At 71.4% G+C, this 24,914-nt stretch carries 21 protein-coding genes; 13 read left to right on the forward strand and 8 right to left on the reverse strand.

The features are described from left to right. Window positions 1–98: 98 nt before the first annotated feature. Window positions 99–1,775 carry a penicillin-binding transpeptidase domain-containing protein gene (locus OHT01_RS23330; RefSeq protein WP_328555070.1) on the reverse strand — a complete coding sequence of 559 codons (1,677 nt, stop codon included), beginning with the start codon at window positions 1,773–1,775 and terminating at the stop codon, window positions 99–101. Window positions 1,776–1,879: 104 nt separating this feature from the next. Beyond that, complete coding sequence (locus OHT01_RS23335) at window positions 1,880–3,508, reverse strand: penicillin-binding transpeptidase domain-containing protein (RefSeq protein WP_328555071.1); 1,629 nt, start codon at window positions 3,506–3,508, stop codon at window positions 1,880–1,882. A gap of 357 nt (window positions 3,509–3,865) precedes the next feature. On the opposite strand from OHT01_RS23335, the gene OHT01_RS23340 reads away from it, so the two are divergent. Further along, window positions 3,866–4,540 carry a hypothetical protein gene (locus OHT01_RS23340; RefSeq protein ID WP_328555072.1) on the forward strand — a complete coding sequence of 225 codons (675 nt, stop codon included), beginning with the start codon at window positions 3,866–3,868 and terminating at the stop codon, window positions 4,538–4,540. Between the two features lie 89 nt (window positions 4,541–4,629). Here OHT01_RS23340 and OHT01_RS23345 read toward each other — a convergent pair whose 3' ends face one another. Then, complete coding sequence (locus OHT01_RS23345; protein ID WP_328555073.1) at window positions 4,630–6,369, reverse strand: dolichyl-phosphate-mannose--protein mannosyltransferase; 1,740 nt, start codon at window positions 6,367–6,369, stop codon at window positions 4,630–4,632. Between the two features lie 96 nt (window positions 6,370–6,465). Here OHT01_RS23345 and rsmI point away from each other — a divergent pair, with 96 nt between their 5' ends. From rsmI to OHT01_RS23395, 10 genes are all read left to right on the forward strand, one after another. Further along, window positions 6,466–7,323, forward strand: a complete 858-nt coding sequence (gene rsmI / locus OHT01_RS23350) for a 16S rRNA (cytidine(1402)-2'-O)-methyltransferase (RefSeq protein WP_328555074.1) — start codon at window positions 6,466–6,468, stop codon at window positions 7,321–7,323. A 228-nt stretch (window positions 7,324–7,551) separates the two neighbouring features. Continuing rightward, the gene (locus OHT01_RS23355; protein ID WP_328555075.1) at window positions 7,552–8,040 is read left to right on the forward strand and encodes a hypothetical protein; all 489 of its coding nucleotides are present in this window, start codon (window positions 7,552–7,554) and stop codon (window positions 8,038–8,040) included. Window positions 8,041–8,122: 82 nt separating this feature from the next. Then, entirely contained in the window at window positions 8,123–9,013 is an 891-nt protein-coding gene (locus tag OHT01_RS23360) for a TatD family hydrolase (protein ID WP_328555076.1), read from the forward strand. A 684-nt stretch (window positions 9,014–9,697) separates the two neighbouring features. After that, window positions 9,698–11,035, forward strand: coding sequence for a ubiquitin-like domain-containing protein (locus tag OHT01_RS23365; RefSeq protein ID WP_328558228.1), 1,338 nt, complete (start codon window positions 9,698–9,700; stop codon window positions 11,033–11,035). A 26-nt stretch (window positions 11,036–11,061) separates the two neighbouring features. Then, a complete protein-coding gene (rsmA, locus tag OHT01_RS23370) occupies window positions 11,062–12,018 on the forward strand; it encodes a 16S rRNA (adenine(1518)-N(6)/adenine(1519)-N(6))-dimethyltransferase RsmA (protein ID WP_328555077.1) in 957 nt (318 codons plus the stop codon). Beyond that, window positions 12,015–12,914 carry a 4-(cytidine 5'-diphospho)-2-C-methyl-D-erythritol kinase gene (locus OHT01_RS23375; protein WP_328555078.1) on the forward strand — a complete coding sequence of 300 codons (900 nt, stop codon included), beginning with the start codon at window positions 12,015–12,017 and terminating at the stop codon, window positions 12,912–12,914. Before rsmA ends, OHT01_RS23375 begins: the two co-directional genes overlap by 4 nt. Before the next feature lie 163 nt (window positions 12,915–13,077). Continuing rightward, window positions 13,078–14,883: an ABC-F family ATP-binding cassette domain-containing protein gene (locus OHT01_RS23380; RefSeq protein WP_328555079.1), complete on the forward strand. Its 1,806-nt coding sequence runs from the start codon at window positions 13,078–13,080 to the stop codon at window positions 14,881–14,883. 389 nt (window positions 14,884–15,272) lie between these two features. After that, window positions 15,273–17,195: an outer membrane protein assembly factor BamB family protein gene (locus OHT01_RS23385; RefSeq protein WP_328555080.1), complete on the forward strand. Its 1,923-nt coding sequence runs from the start codon at window positions 15,273–15,275 to the stop codon at window positions 17,193–17,195. A 79-nt stretch (window positions 17,196–17,274) separates the two neighbouring features. Continuing rightward, on the forward strand, window positions 17,275–19,170 hold the full coding sequence (locus OHT01_RS23390) for an outer membrane protein assembly factor BamB family protein (RefSeq protein ID WP_328555081.1): 1,896 nt from the start codon (window positions 17,275–17,277) through the stop codon (window positions 19,168–19,170). A gap of 276 nt (window positions 19,171–19,446) precedes the next feature. Beyond that, window positions 19,447–20,154, forward strand: coding sequence for a helix-turn-helix transcriptional regulator (locus OHT01_RS23395; protein ID WP_328555082.1), 708 nt, complete (start codon window positions 19,447–19,449; stop codon window positions 20,152–20,154). A gap of 69 nt (window positions 20,155–20,223) precedes the next feature. Here the strand turns inward: OHT01_RS23395 and OHT01_RS23400 are convergent, their stop codons facing one another. From OHT01_RS23400 to OHT01_RS23415, 4 genes are all read right to left on the reverse strand, one after another. Beyond that, a complete protein-coding gene (locus OHT01_RS23400) occupies window positions 20,224–21,120 on the reverse strand; it encodes an NAD(P)-dependent oxidoreductase (protein WP_328555083.1) in 897 nt (298 codons plus the stop codon). A 39-nt stretch (window positions 21,121–21,159) separates the two neighbouring features. Continuing rightward, the gene (locus tag OHT01_RS23405) at window positions 21,160–22,437 is read right to left on the reverse strand and encodes an ATP-binding protein (RefSeq protein WP_328558229.1); all 1,278 of its coding nucleotides are present in this window, start codon (window positions 22,435–22,437) and stop codon (window positions 21,160–21,162) included. Between the two features lie 102 nt (window positions 22,438–22,539). After that, window positions 22,540–22,743, reverse strand: a complete 204-nt coding sequence (locus tag OHT01_RS23410; protein WP_328555084.1) for a DUF397 domain-containing protein — start codon at window positions 22,741–22,743, stop codon at window positions 22,540–22,542. A gap of 8 nt (window positions 22,744–22,751) precedes the next feature. Next, on the reverse strand, window positions 22,752–23,603 hold the full coding sequence (locus OHT01_RS23415; RefSeq protein WP_328555085.1) for a helix-turn-helix domain-containing protein: 852 nt from the start codon (window positions 23,601–23,603) through the stop codon (window positions 22,752–22,754). Between the two features lie 236 nt (window positions 23,604–23,839). Here OHT01_RS23415 and OHT01_RS23420 point away from each other — a divergent pair, with 236 nt between their 5' ends. Beyond that, complete coding sequence (locus OHT01_RS23420) at window positions 23,840–24,241, forward strand: ATP-binding protein (RefSeq protein WP_328555086.1); 402 nt, start codon at window positions 23,840–23,842, stop codon at window positions 24,239–24,241. 61 nt (window positions 24,242–24,302) lie between these two features. Then, the gene (locus OHT01_RS23425) at window positions 24,303–24,545 is read left to right on the forward strand and encodes a hypothetical protein (protein ID WP_328555087.1); all 243 of its coding nucleotides are present in this window, start codon (window positions 24,303–24,305) and stop codon (window positions 24,543–24,545) included. Between the two features lie 50 nt (window positions 24,546–24,595). Here the strand turns inward: OHT01_RS23425 and OHT01_RS23430 are convergent, their stop codons facing one another. Beyond that, the gene (locus OHT01_RS23430) at window positions 24,596–24,910 is read right to left on the reverse strand and encodes a hypothetical protein (RefSeq protein ID WP_328555088.1); all 315 of its coding nucleotides are present in this window, start codon (window positions 24,908–24,910) and stop codon (window positions 24,596–24,598) included. Window positions 24,911–24,914 lie beyond the last annotated feature (4 nt).

Consider the following 24,914-nt stretch of genomic DNA (forward strand, 5'->3'; position numbering starts at 1 on the left):
CGCCGCTCTCCCCGAATCCCGTCCGCCCCGGGGCAGTTGCACCCCGGCGCGGCAGGTGCCCCGGAGGATCCGAACCTCCCGGCTCCGCAGAACGGGTGTCAGCCGCTGCTGCCGGCCTTCAGGAGGGCTGCCACGATCGGGCCCGCCGTGGTGCCGCCGTGGCCGCCCTCCTGGACGACGCCCGCGCCCGCCAGGTCACCCTTCCACGCCGTGAACCAGCCGTTGGGCTGCTCCTGGTTGTCGACCTCGGCGGAGCCGGTCTTGGCGCCGTAGTCGGGGCCGAGGCCGGCCATGGCCTCGGCGGCGGTGCCGGCGGCGGCCGTGTACTGCATGACCTCGCGCAACTGGGCGAGCGTGGTCGCGGACAGGGTGCGGGACGCCGTGGCCAGCGTGCGGTGGTCGACCGACGGGTCGACCAGGTACGGCTGGTGGAAGCTGCCGGACTGGACCGTGGAGGCGACGGACGCCATGTTCAGCGGGTTCATGCGGACCCCGCCCTGGCCCATCAGCGACGCGGCCATCTGCGCGGCGCTCTGCACCGGCACCGAACCGTCGAAGGACGGAACGCCGATGGCCCAGTTGTTCCGGCTCAGCCCGAAGACCTGCTGGGCCTGCTTGGTCAGGTCGTCGTTCTGCAGCTTCTTCGCCTGCGTGATGAAGGCCGTGTTGCAGGAGCGCGCGAAGCTCGCCTTGAACGTGCCGTTCTTGATCTCGAAGTCGTCGTCGTTGTGGAACTTCCAGCCGCCGTACGTCGCCGTCTTGGGGCAGGGGTGCGGCTTGTCGGGGGAGGCCAGGCCCTTCTCGAAGAGCATCGACGCCGTGATGACCTTCATAGTGGAGCCGGGCGCCAGGGAGCCCTGGAAGGCGGTGTTGAAGCCGTGGCTCGTGTTCGCGACGGCGAGGATCTCGCCCGTCGAGGGGCGCATCAGGACCACCGACGCCTTGGGCTTGGCGGCCACCAGGCGCTCCGCGTCCGCCTGGAGGACCGGGCTGAGCGTCGTCTTCACGGTGCCCGGCGTGCCCGCGCTGAGCGCCAGCAGGGTCTTGTCGGGGATCTTCTGGGCGCCCTTCGCCGCGGCCTTGCGGACCACGCGCAGCTCGATGCCCGCCTTGCCGCCGGCCGTCTTGCCGTACTTCTCGCGCAGCCCGTCGAGGACCGTGCCCAGGGAGGGGTACTTGGCGGCGGTCAGCTCACCGCCGTGACGGTCGAGGGCGGTGATGGGCGGCGTGCCGGACTCGCCGGTCACCAGCCGGTCGCCGTCCTGGAGGTCCGGGTGGACGACCGAGGCCTTCCAGCCGACCAGGGCCGCACCGTCCTCGGCCCGGCGCACGACCGTCATCTTCGACGTGTACGCCAGCGGCTTCGTCCTGCCCTTGTAGGTGACGGTCGCCTTGACGCTGAAGGGGACGTCGGCGCCGGAGGGCCTGCCGCGGGTCAGGGTCACGGCGCTGATGTGGGCGTCCTTGCCGAAGCCCGTCAGCAGGGTCGTGGCGGCGGCCGTGTCGTCGGTCGCCGCGGCCGCCCGGGTGACGTCGCCGCTCTGCCAGGCGGTCAGGAAGGCGGTGGACGCCATGCTGACCTCGGCCGCGGACAGCGGTCCCGTCCTGACGGCCTTGCGGGTGGTGGCCGTGATCCCGTCCTCGGCCGCCGCGCCGCTGCCGTAGAGGCTGTAGGCGCCGAATGCCCCGCCGACGACGGCCACGGCGATCACCCCGCCGAGTACGGCGGGCTGCTTCGTCTTCCGTCGCTCGGCGACGCGTCTTCTCTTGCCCACAGCTTTCCGTCCTCCGCCGTCCCCTGGTGCCCCGTGGTGCTCCCGCGTCCCTCGCTCCTCAACGAGAGGCCCCACCCTAGGGTCCCGTTCTGTGAGGAGCGACTTCAGCCGCCTGTTCGTAGCACAGCTGCGACGATCGGTCCGGCAGCCTCTCCGCCGTGACCGCCCTCCTGGGTCATGGCGGCGGCCGCCATGTCGTTCCGGTAGCCGGTGAACCAGCTGTTCGACTTGGCCTGGCCGTCGACCTCGGCGGAGCCGGTCTTGGCTCCGACGCTGCCGCCGAGCCCGGCCATCACCTGGGCCGCGGTACCGCTGACGGCCGTACGGTTCATCATCGAGCGCAGTTGCGCGACCGTACCGCTGGACAGGCCCTTGGCGGTGGCCAGTTCACGGTCGTCGAGGGCGCGCGGCACGATGACCGGCTGCCGGAAGACGCCGGTCATCGCGGTGGCCGTCACCGACGCCATGTTCAGCGGGCTCATCTGGACCTGGCCCTGGCCGATCATGTTGGCCGCGGTGTCCGGGCCGCCGGAGGCGGGTACCGAGCCGTCGAACGACTCGATGCCGGTCTTCCAGTTGTTCTGCCCGAGTCCGAAGCGCTGCTGGGCCTCGTTGGTCAGCGAGTCGACCTTCACATCGTCCGCGTACTTCACGAAAGCGGTGTTGCACGAGCGCGCGAAGCTGTCGGAGAGCGTGGCGTCCAGCTGCGGCTTCATGCCCACGAGGTTGTGGAAGGTCTGGCTCTGCCAGGTCGCGGTGGGCGGACAGGTCGCGGGCCCGCCGGCCGTCGTGATGCCGTTGTCGATGAGGGTCGCCGCGCTGATGATCTTCATCGTGGAGCCGGGGGCGAGCTTGCCGAGGAAGGCCGCGTTGAAGCCGTCCGCGCGGTGGTTGGCGACGGCCAGCACCTCGCCGGTGCTCGGCTTCACCGCCACCACGGAGGACTCGGCGTACCGCGTGACCGCCTTCTCCGCGGCGGCCTGCGCACTCGCGCTGAGCGTCGTACGGACCTTGCCCGCCCGCCCCTTCGCGAGGGTGACCAGCGTCGTGTCGCCGCTGTCCTCGCCGCCGTGCCGGATCGACAGCTCGATGCCGGGCGTGCCGCCGGCCGTGTCGCCGTACTTCTCGCGGAGCGCGTCCAGGATCGGCCCCAGGGACGGGTACTTCTCCTTCGTCAGGACAACGTTGTTCCGGTCCACGGCCTCGATCGCCGGGCTCGCCGATTCGCCCGTGACCAGGGTGTCCCCGTCCTTCAGGTCCGGGTGGACGACGGACGGCTTCCAGTCGACCAGCGCCTTCCCGGTGGTCTCCCCGCGGACGACGGTCAGCTCGGAGTCGTACGCGAACGGCTTGCTCTTCCCGTCGTAGGACACCGTCGCCTTGACGGAGAACGGCACGGTCGCCCCGGACTGCGCGCCCGGCGTGATCCTCACGTCGGTCAGATGCGCGTCGTCGTGGTAGCCGGCGAGCAGCCCCTCGGCGTTCGTCGCGTAGTTGGTGTACGCCGCGGCCTTGGCCGCGTCGCCCTTCTCCCAGGCCGCGAAGAACGCGCGGCTGGTCTCCTTGACCTCGGCACCGCTCGGCGGTCCGGTCTTCACCGGGGCGGGACCGGTGCCGCCGCTCCCGCCGCCTCCGCTGATCGAGGTCACCACGTTGTAGGCGCCGTACCCGGCGCCGCCCACCATCACCGCGAACACGCCGCCTATGACGGCGGCCCTGGCCCCCTTGCGCATCGCGCGAATCCCTCCCCGTGAACCCTCCTCCGAACTTCTGAACGCGTTCAGAAAAGCCGGTTCATCCTGCACTCTAGGCGCGGGTGGGGCTCGTGGTGCAGACCTTCGCCGAATTGTTAGCCCCAGGCGACGAGCCATGTCCGTGAACGATGTTCATGGATGCCAACTCCCCAGCTCTAGCGGCAGAGTTGTGCGAGCGGAGCCGCTTGCCTCTTTTGCCAACTCATGATCACTTCTGCCGCCGGGCCGGGCTAGGCTCCGACGGCGCTCCGGGGGTACGGGGGGTGCGGACGCGGGCTGCGGAGGGGCGACGTGGGACGAAGACGGGTTGTGGCGTGGGTCTGGGCGGCGTCAGCGATGCTGCTGATCGTCGGGTGCCGTCCCGCGGAGGGCGGAAGGGAGGACGAGGACGCGGCTGTCAGGAATTCGCTGACGTTCACGTATCACCGGCAGATCGGCGCCGGAGTGATCGACCAGACCCTGGCCATCAGCAACGCCGAACCGTACTCGATCGTCCCTGTACTGGCGTTCACCGCGCTCGACCGGCACCATCACCGGCTGCCGGGCGTGCGGGTCCGAACCGTCTTCGGCAGCGACCGCGGCGGGCTGGTGGTCTCCTACGGGTGGGGTTACGACATCCTGCGCTTCTCGGGGCCCGGCGAGCACCAGGTCTACGACGTTCGCGTCACCGTCACCCGCGTGACCACCGCTGAGAACCGGGGCAGCCTCCACGCGGTGGGTGTCCGGCCCCTGGACGCCGCCGGCCACGCCGTCAGCAGATTCTCCCGCTTCGCCGCCGTGCGGGTCACGAACACCGACGACTTCCCGGTTTCGGCCCGCGTCGCCTACATCGCCTACGACGAGCCGGCCCAGGGGGATACACAGCAAGTGATCTCAGTGACCCCCATCGGAGCGCTGGTCCGCGTCCCGGCTCACGGTTCGACCGTCGTCAAGGTAACCGGCGACGCCACCCGCGCGGTGGCCAGGTACTCCGGCTCCGCGGTCAGCGTCAAGGCGTACAACTCCCAGTGACCGCCCCGGCCGTCCGGGGGGCCGGTGACGACCCATGACGACCGAGAGGGCGCGGCGGTCCGCCGCGCCCTCTCGGTGTATTCGCCCGGCTAGACCCAGGTGTCCAGCCACATCCGGGACCGCCACTGTTCGATCGGGATCGCCGTGCCCGTGTACAGGGGCCAGAAGTAGATGAAGTTCCAGACGATCAGGAGGACCAGGACGCCCGCTCCGGCCGCGCCGATCACGCGGCGGCGTTCTCCGGCGCCTGGTGGGCCGAGGATCGCGGCGATCATCATCGTGACGGCGAGACACAGGAACGGCACGAAGACGACGGCGTAGAAGAAGAAGATCGTGCGCTCCTGGTAGTGGAACCAGGGGAGGTAGCCGGCCGCGACGCCGCAGGCGATGGCGCCGGCCCGCCAGTCGCGGCGGAACGCCCAGCGCCACAGCACGTAGGCGAGGGCGAAGCAGGCGGCCCACCACAGCAGGGGCGTGCCGAGCGCCAGCACCTCACGGGCGCACTTGTCGCCCGCGTCGGCGGGGCAGCCGTCCTTGCCGGGCAGCGGGGACTCGTAGAAGTACGAGACCGGGCGGCCGAGGACGAGCCAGCTCCACGGGTTGGACTGGTAGGTGTGCGGCGACACCAGCCCGACGTGGAACTTGTAGACCTCGTGCTCGTAGTGCCACAGGCTGCGCAGCCAGTCCGGGAGGAAGGTCCAGTTGCCCCCCTTGCCGTCGGTCACGGCCCAGTTGCGGAAGTAGCCGCCCTTGCCGTTGTCCGGCGACAGGATCCAGCCGGTCCAGGAGATCAGGTAGACGGCCACGGCGACCGGGACCGTCGCCAGGAACGCCAGGCCCAGGTCGTGCTTGAGCACCGCCACATAGGGCTCCCGGGCGCCCGCGACCCGGCGCGAGGCCACGTCCCACAGGACCGCCATCACACAGAACGCGGCGAGGACGTACAGCCCGTTCCACTTGGTGCCGATGGCCAGGCCCAGCATCAGGCCCGCAGTCCAGCGCCAGGGCCGCCAGCCCAGCCGGGTCGTCTCGGCGATGTGCGCGTCGGGGCGGACGACACCGTCCTCGTCGGTGGGCAGCGCCGCCGCCAGTCTCGCCCGAGCCTTGTCGCGGTCGATGACCAGGCAGCCGAAGGCCGCCAGCACGAAGAACATCAGCACACCGTCGAGCAGCGAGGTGCGGCTCATCACGAAGTGCAGACCGTCCACCGCCATCAGCGTGCCGGCGAGGCAGCCGAGGAACGTCGAACGGAACAGCCGCCGTCCGATCCGGCACAGCAGCAGCACCGACAGCGTGCCGAGCAGCGCCGTCATGAAGCGCCAGCCGAACGGGTTGAACCCGAACATCCACTCGCCCAGCCCGATGACGTACTTGCCGACCGGCGGGTGCACGACATAGGCGGCGTCGCTCGGGACCCGCACATGCCCGTTGTTCTGGAGGATCAGATCGTTGGCGTCCTTGGTCCAGTTGACCTCGTAACCACGATGGATGAGCGCCCAGGCGTCCTTCGCGTAGTACGTCTCGTCGAATATCACCGCCTTCGGACTGCCCAGGTTCCAGAACCGCAGCAGCCCGGCGAGCAGGGTCACCAGAAGCGGTCCCACCCACCCTGACCAGCGGTTGAAACGGTTGGCGACCTCCTGACGCAGCCCGAGCGCGGCCCAGATCCCGGGGCCTGGCTCGGCGTACGGCGGCACGAGCCGGTCGCGCACATCACTTCTGGGCGGCGCCGTGTAGCCGAATCGGCGCAGCCGCTGCTGCCACGACGGCCGCTGCATGTCGGCGGCCTGGCCCTGCCGGGTGTCCGTGGAGGACGCGGTACTGGTCACCGCGCCATCGTAGGGAACAGGTCTGTGGGAGTCCCGTGCATGGGCCCCTTCCGGTCGGATGGGCTTGTCGGGCCGTGCCCCTGCGAGGATGGAACCGTGACAGGAATCCTTGTGTTGGCAGGCACTCCCATCGGCGACATCTCCGACGCGCCGCCACGGCTCGCCGCGGAACTGACCGGGGCCGATGTCGTCGCCGCGGAGGACACCCGCAGGCTGCGCCGGCTCACCCAGGCCCTGGGCATCCAGACGACAGGGCGTGTCGTGTCGTACTTCGAGGGCAACGAGGCCGCCCGGACCCCGGAACTCGTCGAGGCGCTCGTCGGCGGGGCGCGCGTCCTGCTCGTGACCGACGCCGGGATGCCGTCCGTGTCGGACCCCGGGTACCGGCTGGTCGCGGCCGCGGTCGAGAAGGACATCAAGGTCACCGCGGTACCCGGCCCGTCCGCCGTGCTGACCGCGCTCGCCCTGTCCGGTCTGCCCGTCGACCGCTTCTGCTTCGAGGGCTTCCTGCCCAGGAAGGCGGGCGAGCGGCTGTCCCGGCTCCGGGAGGTCGCCGAGGAGCGCCGGACGCTCGTCTACTTCGAAGCGCCCCACCGGCTCGACGACACCCTCGCCGCCATGGCGGAGGTCTTCGGCACCCAGCGCCGCGCCGCCGTCTGCCGCGAGCTGACCAAGACGTACGAGGAGGTCAAGCGCGGCCCGCTCGGCGAACTGGCCGCCTGGGCGGCCGAGGGTGTCCGCGGCGAGATCACCGTCGTCGTCGAGGGTGCCCCCGACCGGGGCGCCGAGGAACTGGACGCCGCCGAGCTCGTGCGCAGGGTGCAGGTGCGCGAGGAGGCGGGGGAGCGGCGCAAGGAGGCCATCGCCGCCGTCGCCGCGGAGGCCGGAATTCCCAAGCGTGACGTCTTCGACGCGGTCGTCGCGGCGAAGAACGCGGCGCGAAGCGGCCCATAGAAGGGCAAAGGACCAAGGCGAAAGGCAAAGATCAGGCCGCGTAACAGGACCCTTCCGACAAGGAAAGGCCAAGACGCCTCCAACACTCGACAGGCCGGATGCGTTCGCGCCGGGAGAGGCGTCCACTGGACTTAGGGACGTACCCGTCCCTCGCCTTCGGCGAATCGACGGAATTCAGGGGGAATTCCGTCGACGGAGGTGCTTGTCCAGCGGACAAGAGGAGCTGGCATGAGTGAGATGGCAGGACGGACCGGCGGTATCGCCGCTGGTCAGGTCACCGAACAGACCGGGCATCGCGGCACGGCGACGGCAGTCGTTCACGAATCGTATTCCTTCGCCTGCATGCGCTGCGGGCACGGCTGGGAACAGTCCTACGAGATTGAGCATCACCGCGACGCGGAAGGCGCCGAGTTCGTGATGTACGTGGCGAACGGGCACGTCGTGCCGTCGCCTCTCAGCCGGCCCACCTGTCTGAACTGCGACAGCCACGTGGTGCGCATCATGCGCGCCGGTCAGGTGTCCTCCGTCCTCGACTCCATGCACTCGATGACGCACCGCCCGCACCGCCCGCACCGCCCGCACCGTCCGGTGCCGCGACAGCCCGAGGACGGCCCGGAGGGGGAGACGCCGGCCGGGTCCTCCGACGCCCCGAAGGAACCGCACCACTGGCATCTGTCGGACCTGCTGCACCCGTTCCAGCACCGGCGGGCGGGCTGACCGTGCCGGGCGGGGCCCACGGGACGGCCTCCCGGCTCCCCGCGGGGTGAGGCCGGGCATGCCCCCTTCGTAGGATCGGGGCATGCCTTCCTCCGCTTCAGCCGCCCCCGACAAGAACGCCGCGCCTCCGCTCCCCGAGCCCCTGCGCGTTCCCGTGGCCGACTCGCACACCCACCTCGACATGCAGTCCGGCACGGTCGAGGAGGCCCTCGCCAAGGCCGCGTCCGTCGGAGTGACGACGGTCGTCCAGGTGGGCTGCGACGTGAAGGGCTCCCGCTGGGCGGCGGAGACGGCGGCCGCGTACGACGCCGTCCACGCCACCGTCGCCCTGCACCCCAACGAAGCGCCCCGTATCGTGCTCGGCGATCCCGACGGCTGGTCCCGGCAGGGCTCCCGTGGGCCGGGCGGCGACGCCGCGCTGGACGAGGCGCTCGCGGAGATCGACGCTCTCGCCGCCCTCCCGCACGTCAAGGGCGTCGGTGAGACCGGACTCGACTTCTTCCGCACCGGGCCCGAGGGCAAGGAGGCGCAGGAGCGCTCCTTCCGCGCCCACATCGAGATCGCCAAGCGGCACGGCAAGGCCCTGGTCATCCACGACCGCGACGCCCACGCCGACGTCCTGCGCGTCCTGGAGGAGGAAGGCGCCCCGGACCGGACCGTGTTCCACTGCTACTCCGGCGACGCCGACATGGCCGCGGTCTGCGCCCGCGCCGGCTACTTCATGTCCTTCGCCGGCAACATGACCTTCAAGAACGCCCAGCCGCTGCGCGACGCGCTGGCCGTGGCCCCGCTCGAACTCGTCCTCGTGGAGACCGACGCGCCCTTCCTGACCCCCGCGCCGTACCGCGGACGGCCCAACGCGCCGTATCTCATTCCGGTCACGGTGCGCGCCATGGCCGCGGTGCGGGGGATCGACGAGGACACGCTGGCGACCTCGATCTCCGCCAACACCGCGCGGGCGTTCGATTACTGACCTATAACGCTTCCCGGGGTTTTCCCCGGCCGGACACGGGTCTTCCGCGAGGGAGTGTCGCGACACAGCGTAGTCGCGTTGCTTGGGAGAGTGACGACCGCTCCGCTAGGTTCTGGTCGCCCGATCCGGACCCTGGAGCGTGTCGTCGTGAGCAGCTCGCGGTACGAGCAGTACGAGACGTATGGACCGACCGGTGGCGCCGAGGCGACCACCGTCGTCATCGGTGTCACCGGCGCGACCGCCGTGGCCCCCGCGCCCGGCACGCCCGGGGCACCCGCCGCGGGGGACCCGCTCGGTGCGCCCCACGTGCCCGGCGCGCCCGTCGTGCCCGGCCCCGGCCACGGGGAGTACGCCGGTGACGGGGAGTACGCCGGTCACGGGCGGCCCCCCGGCTACGAGGGGTACCCCGGCCACCCGGCCTACTCGGCCCGTTCGGGCTACGAGGCGTACTCCGGCCATGAGGCGTACTACGGCTACGCGGGCCATTACGGCTACGGGGAGAGCCCGCGCCACGAGCCGTACGGTCAGGGCGCCCCGGATCCCTACCGCCCGGCCTACGGGACGCGCCTTACCGGACCCACGGTGCCGAACCCGCCCGCCCCGCCGGGAGCACCCGGCGCCCCGGGTACGCCCAGCGCGTCCAGCCCGTCCAGTGCACCGGGAGGGACGGCCGGCGCACCCGGCATGCCAGGCGTGCCCGGAACACCCGGCACGTTCGGCGTGCCCCGTGTGCGCGTCGCGTCCGACGCGCCGACCGAACCCCGGCTGCCGCGCCGGCAGGCCGACACGCTGGTCTCCGTGCCCTCCGCGGGGGGCGGCGCGGGCGGGCCGGACGGCTTCGGGGGCGGCGACCGGCGGGACGCGGGGCCCGGCACGGGCGGGCGGGCCGAGGCGCGCCGCGCGGCCCGGCGCAAACGAGCCGTCGAGCGCCCCGAAACCCTGCGCCGGCTGCTCCCGCAGGCACTGGTCGTCGCCTTCCTGGCCGGTGGCACCTCGGCGTTCGTCGCCAGCGACAAGGCGATCGAACTCAGCGTGGACGGCAGACCGCGCACACTGCACACGTTCGCGGACGACGTGACGGAACTGCTCGCCGACGAAGGCGTGAAAGTCGGCGCGCACGACGTGGTGGCGCCCGCTCCCGGCACGACCCTGAGCAGCGGGGACGAGGTCGCGGTGAGCCACGGGCGCCCGGTGCATCTCACCCTCGACGGTGAGTGGCGCAGGGTGTGGACGACGGCGCACACCGTGGAAGGGGCGCTCAGCCAGCTGGGGGTGCGCGCCGAGGGCGCGTACGTGTCGACGTCACGCTCCCGGCGCATCGGCCACGCGGGCCTCGCGCTCGACGTCCGGACCGAACGCGCGGTCACGATCATGGCCGACGGCCGGGCCCGGACGATCCGCACCAACGCCGCGAGCGTGCGGGAGGCCGTCGAGGAGGCGGGGATCACCCTGCACGGCCAGGACATGACCTCCGTGCCGGCCGCGAGCTTCCCGCGGGACGGGCAGACGGTCACCGTCCTGCGGGTCACCGGATCCAGGGAGGTCCGCGAGGTACCGATCCCGTACGAGGTGCTGCGGGCGGAGGACTCCTCGCTGTTCAAGGGCACCGAGGTCGTCGAGCGCCCCGGCAGCTTCGGTGCGCGGCGCATCACCTACACGCTGCGCACCGTCAACGGCGTCCGGCAGCGGCCGCGCCTCGTCGGGTCCGAAGTGGTGAGCCGGCCGCAGGCCCAGCTCGTCAGGGTCGGGACGAAGCCGCATCCCCCGTCCGCCGGGGGCGTCGACCACCTGAACTGGTCCGGCCTCGCCGCGTGCGAGTCCGGCGGCCGGCCCGGCGCGGTGGACCCGTCCGGCACGTACGGCGGTCTCTACCAGTTCGACGCCCACACCTGGCACACCCTCGGCGGCAGCGGGCGCCCCCAGGACGCCCCGGCCGCGGAGCAGACCCAGCGCGCGAAGAAGCTGTACGCGCGCCGGGGGACGAGTCCCTGGCCGCACTGCGGGCCACGGCTGCACGGCTGAGGCCGGACCCCCCGTACCCTTGGCTCGTGACCAGCCCCACCTCCGACGCCCTCCTGGGCCCCGCCGAGATCCGCGAACTCGCGGCAGCCCTCGGCGTGCGGCCCACCAAGCAGCGCGGCCAGAACTTCGTCATCGACGCGAACACGGTGCGCCGCATCGTGCGGACCGCCCAGGTGCGGCCCGACGACGTGGTCGTGGAGGTGGGTCCCGGCCTCGGTTCGCTGACGCTCGGCCTGCTGGAGACGGCGGACCGGGTCGTCGCCGTCGAGATCGACGACATCCTCGCGGGCGCGCTCCCGGCGACCGTGGCGGCGCGCATGCCGGAGCGGGCCGACCGGTTCGCGCTGGTGCACTCGGACGCCATGCAGGTCCGGGAGCTTCCGGGCCCGCCGCCGACCGCGCTGGTCGCGAACCTCCCGTACAACGTCGCCGTGCCCGTCCTGCTGCACATGCTGGACACCTTCCCGACCATCGAGCGCACCCTCGTGATGGTCCAGGCGGAGGTCGCGGACCGGCTCGCCGCCCCGCCCGGTTCGAAGGTGTACGGCGTTCCGTCCGTGAAGGCGAACTGGTACGCCGAGGTGAGGCGGGCGGGGTCCATCGGGCGCAATGTCTTCTGGCCGGCGCCCAACGTCGACAGCGGGCTCGTGTCGCTGACCCGGCGTGCCGAGCCGATCTCCACGACCGCCCGGAAGAGCGACGTGTTCGCGGCCGTGGACGCGGCCTTCGCGCAGCGCCGCAAGACCCTGCGCGCCGCCCTCGCCGGATGGGCCGGTTCGGCCCCCGCCGCCGAGGCCGCGCTCGTCGCCGCCGGTGTCTCTCCGCAGGCCCGCGGCGAGTCCCTGACGGTCGAGGAGTTCGCCCGGATCGCGGAGAACCGGGGCGATGCGAGCGGCGCGGACACCAGGAACGCCCGCCGCTACCGCCCCGAGGAAGCCGAGCACGCCGAGCACGCCGAGAACGAGGAGTCGACCCAGCCGTGACGGAGACGGTGACGGTACGCGTCCCTGCCAAGGTCAACGTCCAGCTCGCGGTCGGCGGCGCACGCCCCGACGGCTTCCACGGCCTGGCCAACGTGTTCCTCGCGGTCGGTCTCCACGACGAGGTGACCGTCACCCCCGCCGACGAGCTGCGCGTCACCTGCGCGGGCCCGGACGCCGGCCAGGTGCCCCTCGACCGGACCAACCTCGCGGCCCGCGCGGCCCTCGAACTCGCCCGCCGGTACGGCATCGACCCCGCCGTCCACCTCCACATCGCCAAGGACATCCCCGTCGCCGGGGGCATGGCCGGCGGCAGCGCGGACGGAGCCGGAGCGCTGCTCGCCTGCGACGCGCTGTGGGGCACGAACGCCTCGCGCGGCGAACTCCTGGAGATCTGCGCCGAGTTGGGAAGCGACGTGCCGTTCTCCCTGGTGGGTGGCGCGGCGCTCGGTGTCGGGCGGGGCGAGCAGTTGCGGGTCCTGGAGGTCGGCGGGACCTTCCACTGGGTGTTCGCGATGGCCGAACGCGGACTGTCGACCCCGGCGGTCTTCCGTGAGTTCGACCGGTTGAACGAGGGCGTGCGGGTTCCCGAGCCGGTCGCCTCGCAGGACCTGCTGGACGCGCTGGCGAAGGGGGACGCGGGCGCTCTCGCGCGCACCGTCTCCAACGACCTCCAGCCCGCGGCCCTCTCCCTCTTCCCGGCCCTGGCCGACACCCTGGCCGTCGGCCGCGCGGCCGGCGCCCTGGCCGCGCTCGTCTCCGGTTCGGGCCCGACCACGGCGTTCCTCGCCCCGGACGCCGGATCGGCGAGGACGATCGCCGAGGCCCTGCTCTCGTCGGGCACCTGTCGTTCGGCACGCGTCACTCAGAGCCCGGCGCCCGGCGCGACGGTGCTCTGACGCCCGCCGGGCCGGCGCGGACACGGGGGCGGGGCCACCACGGACACCGGGGCCCGGCCGCCACGGACACCGGGCGGGGACGGCTCCGCGTACGGCACGGCTCGGCGCCCGCACCGCGCGGACTACCCTTGAGGGTCGATCGTCCCCCTTGTTCAGGAGAGAAATGGCCGTCAACCTGGTCAATGTCGAGTCCGTCAGCAAGGTGTACGGCACCCGTGCACTGCTCGACGGAGTCTCCCTCGGCGTCAGCGAGGGCGACCGGATCGGCGTGGTCGGCCGGAACGGTGACGGCAAGACCACCCTGATCCGCATGCTCGCCAAGCTGGAGGAGCCCGACACCGGCCGTGTCACCCACTCCGGCGGCCTGAACGTCGGCGTGCTGACCCAGCACGACTCGCTCGATCCCACGGCCACGGTCCGCCACGAGGTCATCCGTGACATGGCCGACCACGAGTGGGCGGGCAACGCCAAGATCAGGGACGTACTGACGGGGCTCTTCGGCGGTCTCGATCTGCCCGGGTTCCCGCAGGGCCTCGACACCGTGATCGCGCCGCTCTCCGGTGGTGAGCGGCGCCGTATCGCGCTGGCGAAGCTGCTCATCGAGGAGCAGGACCTGATCATCCTCGACGAGCCCACCAACCACCTGGACGTCGAGGGCATCGCCTGGCTCGCCAAGCACCTGCGCGAGCGCCGTTCCGCCCTCGTCTGCGTGACGCACGACCGGTGGTTCCTCGACCAGGTCTGCACCCAGATGTGGGACGTGCAGAAGGGCGCGGTGTACGAGTACGAGGGCGGCTACTCCGACTACGTGTTCGCCCGGGCCGAGCGTGAGCGCATCGCCGCGACCGAAGAGGTCAAGCGGCAGAACCTGGTCCGCAAGGAGCTGGCGTGGCTGCGCCGCGGGGCGCCCGCCCGTACCTCCAAGCCGCGCTTCCGCGTCGAGGCCGCCAACGAGCTGATCGCCGATGTGCCGCCGCCCCGCGACAAGAGCGAGCTCATGAAGTTCGCCAACTCGCGGCTCGGCAGGACCGTCTTCGAACTGGAGGACGTGACCGTGCAGGCCGGTCCCAAGGTGCTGCTCAAGCACCTGACCTGGCAGCTCGGCCCCGGCGACCGCGTCGGTCTCGTCGGCGTGAACGGCGCGGGCAAGACCTCCCTGCTGCGGGCCCTGGCCGAGGCCGCCCGCAGCGACGGCGATCAGCAGCCCGCCGCCGGCCGGATCGTCACCGGCAAGACCGTCAAGCTCGCCTACCTCTCCCAGGAGGTCGCCGAACTCGACCCCACCTGGCGGGTCCTCCAGGCCGTCCAGTCGGTCCGCGACCGTGTCGACCTCGGCAAGGGGCGCGAGATGACCGCGGGCCAGCTCTGCGAGACGTTCGGCTTCAACAAGGAGAAGCAGTGGACGCCGGTCGGCGACCTCAGCGGTGGTGAGCGACGGCGCCTCCAGATCCTGCGCCTGCTGATGGACGAGCCCAACGTCCTCTTCCTCGACGAGCCGACGAACGACCTCGACATCGAGACCCTCACCCAGCTTGAGGACCTCCTCGACGGCTGGCCCGGCTCCATGATCGTGATCTCCCACGACCGCTTCTTCATCGAGCGCACCACGGACAACGTGTTCGCGCTCCTCGGCGACGCCACCCTGCGGATGCTCCCGCGCGGGATCGACGAGTACCTGGAGCGGCGCAAGAAGATGGAGGAGGTGGCCGCGGCCGCCGTCCTCGCCGCCGCCCCGGCCCCGGTCAAGGCAGCTTCCTCCGCCGACGCCCGCGCCGCCAAGAAGGAACTCCAGAAGATCGAGCGCCAGCTGGACAAGATCTCCGACAAGGAGACGAAGCTGCACGCCCAGATCGCCGACAACGCCACCGACTTCGGCAAGGTCGCACAACTCGATGCCGAACTGCGCGAGTTGGCGGGGGAGCGCGAGGAACTGGAAATGCGCTGGCTGGAGCTGGCGGAAGACGCGTGACACCGAGGGGCGCACGCCCCTCGTCCGACCCGCGGTGCTCCCAGAGGCACGGAGGCATCGCGGGCAGGCGCGCCTGCGCGGCGCGCACGGCCCGTTGCCAGGCGCGTGATTCCCGCCGGGCGCCCCGGAGTTGAGGGAGGCGCCCCCGTCGCGGCGGTCTCGCCGCGGGGAACCGCCCTTGCCCGCCTGGCGTGAAGGGCACGTGAAGGCGCGTAACGACGGCATCACAGCCCGGTCCTCCCTTGGGAACAGGGCGCGCACCGGCCCCCTGCGCACGCCCCCCAAAGTGATAGAAAGAGCGGTCTGAGAACAGTCTGAGAACCACCGGAAAGGGCGCGAATCCAGCGCCGCCGGTGGGGCGCCACATCAGTGAAGAGGGGGATGCGCTGATGAGTCAGCCACCGAATCAGCCGCCGCAGGGCGGTTTCGGAGCACCGCAGGATCAGCCGCCGACGGGCGGGGCCGGGCAGGACCCGCGGTCGCAGGGTGGCTTCGGCGCACCCCAGGGCGCGCCGCCCGGCGCGCCGCAGGACCCGCGCGCGCAGGGCGCGCCCCCTCCTCCCGCGCAGCCGCCCCAGGCGCCCGCGCCCCCGCAGGCGCCGCCCGCCGGACCCCCGCAGCCCGGCTACGGATACCCCCAGCAGCCCGGCCCCTACGGCCAGCCCCAGCCGACGGGTCCGTACGGGCAGCCCCAGCAACCGGGTCCGTACGGGCAGCCCCAGCCGACGGGCCCGTACGGGCAGCCTCAGCAGCCGGGTCCGTACGGCCCGCCCGGATCCCCCGGATACGGACAGCAGCCGGGATACGGGTATCCGCCCCAGGCGCCGTACCCGGGTGCGCCCGGCACCCCGCCGCCCGGCGCTCCCGGCGGCGGCTCGAAGAACCCGTTCAAGGGCAGGCCCGCGCTCGTCATCGCGGCCGCCGTGGCCGGACTGCTCGTCGTCGGCGGCACCGTATGGGCCGTCACCGGCGGTGGTGACGACGGGAAGAAGCCCGTCGCGCGGCAGAGCCCTAGCCACGGCCCGACGGCGTCCGCGTCGGCCGACCCGGTCAACCCCGGCGACGGCAGCGGCGACGGCGGCCAGGACAGCGACGACCTGAACGCGGGCCGCAAGGCGGGCGAGTCGAAGGTGCTCTGGTACAAGACGGCACCCGACGCGCCCGGTTCGGGCGCCGACGCCCCCGGCCAGTGGATCACCGGCAAGGCGGCGGTGAAGGCGGCGTACAAGCAGCTCTTCGCGTTCGACGTCGAGGACGGCAAGCCCGCTTGGCCCGCGCTGACGTTCCCGCAGAAGATCTGCGCGGTCACCCCGCAGAAGACGGCCGACGACAAGGTCGTCATCGCCTACATGAGCGGCTCCGCCAGCAGCGCCAAGTGCAACCAGCTCCAGCAGGTCGACCTGAACACCGGCGCCAAGGGCTGGAGCGGCAAGGTCGCGGACGGCACCCTGTTCGACAGCACGATCTCGGTCGAACTGTCCATCACCGGGCACACGTTGACGGTGGGCCGCTCGATGTCGGGAACGGGCTACGACGTCTCCAGCGGCAGGAAGCTCTGGGACAAGCAGAAGTACGGCGCGAGCTGCTACCCGGCGGGGTTCGCGGGCGGCTCCAAGCTGCTGGCCGTCTCGGCCTGCGGGGCCGGCAGCACCACCGAGCACGACGAGGTGCAGGAACTGGACCCGGCCACCGGCAGGACCCGGTGGACGAGGAAGATCCCCAAGGGCTGGCGGATCGACCGCGCCTATTCCGTGGACCCGGTCGTGCTCTACCTGACCAACGCGGCGAAGAAGACGGCGAGTGTCGCCGTGCTGAAGGACAACGGCGAACTGCGCTCACAGCTCAAGAGTGACGACGGCGTGGCGCCCGAGTGCGGCCTCGCGATCCTCGACCGCGACCTGACCGGCTGCTTCGGCGCCGTCGCCGACGCAGACACGCTCTACCTGCCGACGGAGGCGAAGAGCGGCCCCAACGAGGTCATCGCGTTCAGCCTGGCGACCGGCAAGGAGAAGTGGCGCGTCAAGTCCCCGGCGGACTCGGCGATGATGCCGATGAAGACGGACGGCACCCACCTCATCGCCTACGTCGAGGCGTCGTACGACGGCGGCGGCCGCATCGTGTCGGTTCCGACGGGCGGCGGCAGCCACCCCCTCACCAAGCTGCTCCAGAACCCGCAGGGCACCGCGAACATCGAGGCCGGCTTCTTCTCGAAGGCCGTCGACTACGTGGACGGGCGCTTCTACATCTCCACGACCCGGCTGACGGGCAATGACCAGGCGAAGGAGAAGCTGATGCTGGCCTACGGCAAGTGACCGACGCCCGAACCCCGTTCCGTCGCGCCCCGCACGCGCACAGGCCCGCCGTCCCTTCTTCTTCCGAGGTACTCACGTCATGAGCCAGCCGCCCCCGCCACCACCGAACGAGCCTCCGAAGGGCTTCGGCCCCCCGCAGGACCCTTCCCCGAGCTCGCAGCCGAGTTCGAGCGGGGAGAACCCCGTCCCGGGCGGCTTCGGCGCACCGACTCCGCCGCCGCCCGCCCCGGGCCCCGGCTACGGCTACCCGCAGACGCCCCCGCCCCCGCAGACCGCTCAGCCCGCGGCCGCGCCGCAGCAGCCGTACGGCTACCCCCAGACGCCGCCCCCGGCCCAGCCGGGCTACGGCTACCCGGGTCAGACGCCGCCCCCCGCCCAGCCGGGCTACGGCTACCCGGGCCAGCCCCAGCCGCCGGTCCAGCAGGGTTACGGCTATCCGGGCCAGCCCCAGCCCCCGTACGGCTACCCGCAGCCGCCGACCATGCCGATGCAGCCGCAGGCGCCGCAAGGAGGCGGCGGCGGGCGGAGGTTCAACAGCCAGGTGGTCATCATCGTGGCGGCCGTGGTGGCCGTCGCGCTGATCGTCGGCGGCGGCGTCCTGTACGCCCAGCACTCCAAGGGCAAGGGCGACAAGAACAACTCCGCGGAATCGAGCGGCGGCAAGGGCGGTGACAGCAAGGGCGGCGGCACCACGGGTTCCAACGGCGAGGAGAAGGTGCCGGCCGACACCGGCTCCAGGCCGCTGTTCCAGATCCCCGCGCCGGCGGTGGCCAAGGACATCACGAGCGTGACCACGGTCGGCTCCTGGCTCACCGACAAGGTGTACGCCAAGACCGGCATCGCCGAGATCAACGGCTACGACCCGGACTCCGGCGCCAAGACCTGGACGATCAAGCTCCCCGGCCCGGTGTGCCAGGCCAGCCGGCACACCACGGACGCCGACCGCACGGCGATCATCTACGAGCCGGCCATGCCCACCAAGGCGCACCCCTCGCACGGGTGCAGCCAGCTCGCCGCCCTCGACCTCGACGCCGGCAAGAAGCTGTGGACCCGGACGATCAAGTCCGCGGACGAACCGATCAACCTCGACAACGTGACGGTCAGCGCGAACACGGTCGCCGCGGGCAGCACCAGCGGCGGCGGCGCCTTCGACATCTCCACCGGCAAGCCGCTGTGGGCGCCGAAGCAGGGCGACAGCTGCTACGACTCCGGTTACGGCGGCGGCGCCAAGCTGGTCGCGGTCCGCAAGTGCGGTGAGTACGGCAGTACGCGCCAGTTGCACATCCAGACCATCGACCCGAAGTCCGGGAAGGTGATCTCCGAGTACAAGATGTCGCCCGGCATCGAGTACGCGAGCGTCGTCTCCACCGACCCGCTGGTCGTGGCCGCCGACGTCGGCGACTCCGCCGGTGACGGCAGCGGCATCTCGGACTTCTTCTCCGTCGACAACAAGACCGGCACGCTGCGGTCGAGGATCTCGGCGCCCGGCAAGACGTACGCGGCCCGCTGCGACGGCATCACCAGGATCGAGTACTGCTCCGGGATCGCCGTCGGCAAGGACAAGCTGTACATCCCGACGGAGGAGCACGACGGCAGCGGCGACTACACCCGGACCAACGAGATCGTGGCCTTCGACCTCGCCACCGGGAAGCAGACCGGCCAGCGCGCCGACGCGGGCAACGGCTACACCATCACCCCGCTGCGCATGGACGGCACCAACGTCCTCGCGTACAAGGCGCCGCCGTACGACAAGGGCGGGCAGATCGTCACGATCGACGGGACCTCCTTCAAGGAGACCAAGCTGATGGAGAACCCGTCGACCCAGTCGACGCGTGACGCGGAGGCCGGCATGCTCCCGGAATACGCCGAGATCCTCTACAGCGACGGCCGGCTGTACATGTCGCAGGTCTACGCGCGCACGGCGACCTCCGCGAGCGACAAGGCGTATCTGGCGATCGCCTTCGGAACGAAGTAAGGCGGTCATCTTCGTAAGAATGCGGTGATCGTTTTCCGAATGAATTCGTTCGGGCCGGAACATCGCGTGCGGCCCCGCCCCTGCTCAGGGGCGGGGCCGCACGCGTACCCCTCATCACTCCCTATTGGGAGGGATTTCGATATTCCGGGGCACTTCTCTCCAGTAGGGGAAGCGCAATGTCGAACAAGCGTGTAGCTTCCGGGGGATGGAGAGCCGGGGGGCTCCTAATCCACGGGGAACCAGTGGGGATGCTTGGGGGGACTGGGGGGTTGCCTGATGGGAGTGCGGCTCATGGTGGTCGACGACCACCGACTGCTCGCGGAGGCGTTGGCCTCGGCACTGAAACTGCGGGGGCACCGGGTGCTCGCCGCGGCGGCGCCGGCCGCGGGGGCGGCGGAGCTGGTGATCACACGCGCACCCGAGGTGTGCCTGATCGGTACGGCGACACCCGCCGAACCGGGGATCTTCGACCCGGTGGTGCGGATCAAACGGGAGCGCCCGCAGGTGGCGGTCCTGGTTCTCGGCCCGGTGCCGAACCCGCGCGGGATCGCCGCCGCGTTCGCCGCCGGCGCCTCCGGCTACGTACGCCATGACGAACGCATAGAGGGCGTCGAGCGCGCGATCATGAAGGCGAGGGCGGGCGAGGCGGCCGTGGCCCCGCAACTGCTCCAGGGGGCCTTCAGCGAACTGCTCAACCCCGCCGCCCAGCCCGACGACGAGGGCCAGCGGCTGCTCCAGATGCTGACACCCCGCGAGGTGGAGGTCCTGGTGCGGGTCGCCGACGGCGAGGACACCCGGCTCATCGCGGCCGGCATGGGCATCGCGCCGTCCACGGCCCGCACCCATGTCCAGCGGGTCCTGATGAAACTGGGCGTGGGCTCCCGCCTCGAAGCGGCGGCACTCGCGGCCCGCACGGGGCTGCTGGACCGAGCGGGCCCGATTCCGGCACCGACACCTCAGGGGGGTCCGGACAACTCCCTCTGAGGCGTACGGGTTCCACGGGGCCACGGGACCGGGTCCACCGGGGGTGCGGGTCTACGCGGTTCCACGGGTCTACGGGGAGGGGTGCTCCCCCTCCCCGAAGCTCGCGAAGTACGCGGCGGCCATGTCCTCGTTCCCGTGGCCGAGGGCCGCGGCGCGGCCGAAGCGCTCGGCGGCGGCCTCGGCCACGTCGAGACGGACGCCGTGCCGCTGTCCCGCCCGCACGATCAGGCGGGCGTCCTTCTCGGCGGTGGTGACGGCGAAGCTGGCCGGGGACAGCCGGTCCTCCAGGACCAGGGCGGCCTTGGCGTGCAGATACCCCATGTCGAGCGGGCCGCCGGCGATGAGGCCGAAGAAGTCCCGCGGGTCCACGCCGAGGCCCTTGGCCAGGGCGAGGGCCTCGCCGGTCGCGGCGGTGGCGGCGAGCACCCAGCTGTTGGCGACGAGCTTGAGCCGGGTGGCGCTGCCCGCCGAGCCGTCCTCACCGGTCCACACGGTACGGGCGCCCACGGCGTCGAACACGGGCGTCACGGCGTCCCGGGCCGCGCCCGGACCGGCGGCGAGCACGGTCAGCTGCCCGGCCTCGGCGGGTGCGCGCGTTCCGAGGACGGGCGCGTCGAAGAAGACGAGCCCGTGCGCGTCGGCGAACTCGGCGAGCTCCCCGATCGCCTCGGTCCCGGCGGTCGTGCACTGGGCCCAGGCGGCCCCGGCACGCAGTCCGGGTGCCGCCCGGCGCATGACGTCGAGGGTGGCGGGCCCGTCGTACAGCATGGTCAGGACGACATCGGCGCCCCGCACGGCCTCCTCGGGGGTCTCCGCGATGTGCGCGCCGTCGGCGGCCAGCGGCTCGGCCTTGTCACGGCTGCGGTTCCAGACCCGGACACGGTGCCCGGCACGCGCGAGATTACGGGCCATCGCGGCCCCCATGATTCCGGTACCGAGGACGCTGACGGTGAGTTTGTCGGTCATGGGGGTCAGCTTCCCCCTCCCGGTGGGCAGAACCCGGCATCACATGCGGACGTGGTGCTCGATGTCCTCCCGGAACTCGGTGAGCGCCTGGGCGGTGAGGGAGGGACGGGTGTCGGCGATGGCGGTGAGGTAGTCCTCGGTGTCGGCCGGTGCGCCACGGCGGTCGGTGACCTCACGTTCGAAGGCGGCCTGGGAGCCCTTGAGTGCGGCGAACTCGATGTCGGCGGGGGTGAACATCTCACTGGCCGCCACCAGTCGGCGCAACTCGACCCCGTCGGCGGCGGGGCCGAGGTAGCGCCGCCAGATCGCTTCCCTGGCGGACGGATCGGGGGGCCCGACCGGGATGACGTAGTCGAACCGGCCGGGGCGCAGGAACGCCGGATCGAGGGAGCGGACGGAGTTGGTGGCGCAGATCAGCAGGCGGTCGTCGTGATCGCGGAAGCCGGGGATCAGCTTGAGCAGTTCGTTGGTGACTCCGTGGCCCGGGTCGACGGCCGTGCCGGACCGTACGCCGGCGATCTCCTCGACTTCGTCGATGAACAGGAGAACGGTCTCCAGCCCGGCCAGGTCGGTGAACGTCTCCCGCAGCGAGGTGGCCAGACTCCCGGCTCCCGCGGCGAGCCGGGAGGGGAAGAGTTCCACGAACGGCCACTCCAGCCGGGAGGCGACGGCCTTGGCGAAGCTGGTCTTGCCGGTGCCCGGCGGGCCGAAGAGGATGACCGCCTTCGGCGGCCTCACCCCGTACCGGTCGGCCAGCGCGGGCTCGGCCAGCGGCAGCACGATCCGCCGCTCGATGGCTTCCTTCTCCCGCTCCATCCCCGCGAGAGAACCCCACAGTCCCTGGGGCTGGACCCGCCCGCCGAGTTCCGCGAGGAGACCGGCGTCGCTCGCGCCGAGATGCTCGACCTTCTCGTAGTAGACCAGCCCCTCGCGGGTCCGGTAGCCGGAGTTCTCCAGGGCCGCGGTGCCGGTGGCCTCCGGGGCGAGCAGCGCGCCGATCCGGCGGATCCCCTGCTCGCGCAGCCGCCGTTCCAGCTCGGCGATCAGGGCGCTCCCGATGCCACGGCTGCGCCAGTTCCCCGCGAGCGCCACCAGCGTGATCCAGGCCCGGTCGCCCTGGGCCTGCGCCACGGCCATGCCCACCAGGTCGTCACCGACGACCGCGACCACCGCGGGCCCGCCGGTCCGGGCGGCGGCCATGACCTCGGACACCGGGAACACGGGAGGCGCGTCGTCCCTCTGCCGGTCCTGGTCCCAGATCTGGATGGCACGGTCGAGATCGTCGTCGCGGAAGTCCCGCAATCGCCACGTCGGCATCATCGCCACCTCGCCGAGTACCCATTCTCCGCGCAGATCGGATACGAGGCGACCCGGCTGCCCGGTCGCCACCGGAGGCGTGATCAGCCGTGACTCCGTCGCTCAGACCGCGGGTACGTCGAGTCCGCCGGACTTTATGTGGTGGAGGAGTTGGGCGAGGGGCCCGGGGGCGGTCGAGAGACGGGTCGCGGGGGCGTCGCTCTCGCGGAGGTGGATCGTGCGAGGGGTGGCGGCGAGTTCGACGCATGCGTTGCCGTCACCGCTGCCGGAGAAGGATGACTTCTGCCAGTTGAGGGGGGTGTTCATAGAACGCCTCATAGCTCCTTCGCCAGCCTGCGGATGAAGTCACGCGACCGCTCGGGGTCGAGTGCCGCGACCTCCATTCTATGGAAAAGTGTTCGAAATGCGCCGAGTTGGGCCTCGGAATCGATGAATCCGGCCCCCTGAGGCGAATCGCGTACGACTGTGTCCAGTTTGAGTACGCTGCCGCCCGCGTAGACCATGGCGCTGTCGGTGCCGGCGAAACCGTCCAGATCGAACGGGATGACACGAACGGTCACATGGTCAGCTTCCGAGAACTCCAGGATGTGGGCGAGCTGAACGCGCGCCGCGGAGCGGTCACCGACCCGGATGCGCAGTGCCGATTCGTGGATCACGGCTTCGTACGGGGTCGACTGGGGACCTTCAAGGATGACGCGCCGCTCCAGTCGGTGCCGGACGCGCAAGTCGATTTCCCGCGAGGGGAGTTCGGGCACCCGGTACCCGAGGATTCCGCGGGCGTAATCCTCGGTCTGGAGCAGGCCGGGGACATGGAGGAAGTCCACGTCCCAGCGGTAGGTGGCGTGGTGCTCCAACTCGGACAGATCCAGGAATGATGCGGGCAGCAGGCCCCGGTACTCCTCCCACCAGCCGCGTGTCCGGTCGGTCACCATCGCCACCAGCGCCTCGACCAACTCCTCGTCCGCGCAGGAGTAGTGAGCGGCGAGACTGCGTACCCGCTCTTCGCTCACGCCCGCGATGCCGGACTCCATCTGGCTCATCTGGGCGGAGTCGGACCCGACCAGTGCGGCAGCCTCGCGTGCCTTGAGTCCTGCGGCCTCACGCAGTTTCCGCAGTTCGATGCCCAGGCGCTCCTGGCGTGCGGTCGGCTGCCGTCTGCGCGGCATGGCTTCCTCCCTCGCCCCAACTGACGTGGGGCAGTGACTCCTTCGAGGGGAAGATTACGGCAGCGGCTTGCGCGGGCCCAAATTTTACCCCTACCGTCGGTGACGCGACGCACACGCTGCGGAACCCCGGGGGCCCGGAAGCGCACCACTCCGTCCTGCCACGGCGGCTGTGACACTGCCACCGCCCGCACCCTCAGCGAACTCTCGACTCCCCACACCTGAACCGGAGTTCACGCATGCCCGAAACCGAACCCTGGACCTACGCCCTTCACATCCCCCATGACGCCCGCGCGGTGACCGTCTGCCGCCGTACCGTCCGTCTGATCCTGACGCTGCACGGCCTGATCCGCCTCGCGGACCTCGCCGAGCTGCTGGCGGCGGAGCTGGTCTCCAATGCCGTACGGCATACGAAGGGGCCTGCGGCCCTGCGGCTGAACTGGCGGGACGGGGTGCTCCGGATCGGCGCCTGGGACGCGAGCCCGGTGCCACCGCCGCACGACCTGTCCGTCACCGCCGACGCGGAAGCGGGCCGGGGTCTCGTCCTGGTGCGGGCCTGCGCCGACGACTGGGGCTGGCATCCACTCCGGCAGGGCGGCGACATCGGCAAGTACGTGTGGTGTGACCTGGCCGCGGCGTAGGTCGTTGATCACGTCGGGGCGCCTGGTGGATTCCCAGGCGAAGGAGATTTGGAGGGACCTGATGGCTCCGGTGAACTACTTCTTCCAGAATCCGGTCGCGGATCAGCTGAGGGACGAAGGGCGTATCGAGGATCGCATCGAGATGATCCTGAGGATCCTGGAGCTGCGCGGCATCCAGGTGTCCGAATCCGTCCGGCTTCGCGTACAGGCGTGCTCCGATCTGGAGCAGCTCAAGCCATGGTCGGAGCGGGCCGTCCACGTGACCGACCCGGCCGACCTGTTCACCCCCGAGCAGCCCGAGTAGCCGCCAGGGCCGGAGTCCCCACAGTGAACCCCGGCCCCCCCGCAAGGGTGTTACTTCAACGGACCCTCGTCCCCGGCCGGAGGCTCCGGCTCCGTCACCGGCAACGGCCGCAGCCACAGCCAGGCCAGGAAGAACAGGCCGAGGGCGAGCATGCCGAGGCCGGTCCAGAGGTTGATGTTGATGCCGCCCGCCTTGTCGAGGTCGGCGTCGGAGGCCGTGATGCCGGCGATGGTGACGATGACCCCGTAGAGCACGAACAGGCCGCCGATGATGCGGCGGATGTCGAACAGGCGAGCGGCGGTCGCGGACTTCTTCTCAAGGTCCGAGACCTGGCGCTGCGCGTCGCTTTCCGAATAGTCGGACATGGTT

This window comes from Streptomyces sp. NBC_00358, assembly GCF_036099295.1.
GTDB lineage: Bacteria > Actinomycetota > Actinomycetes > Streptomycetales > Streptomycetaceae > Streptomyces.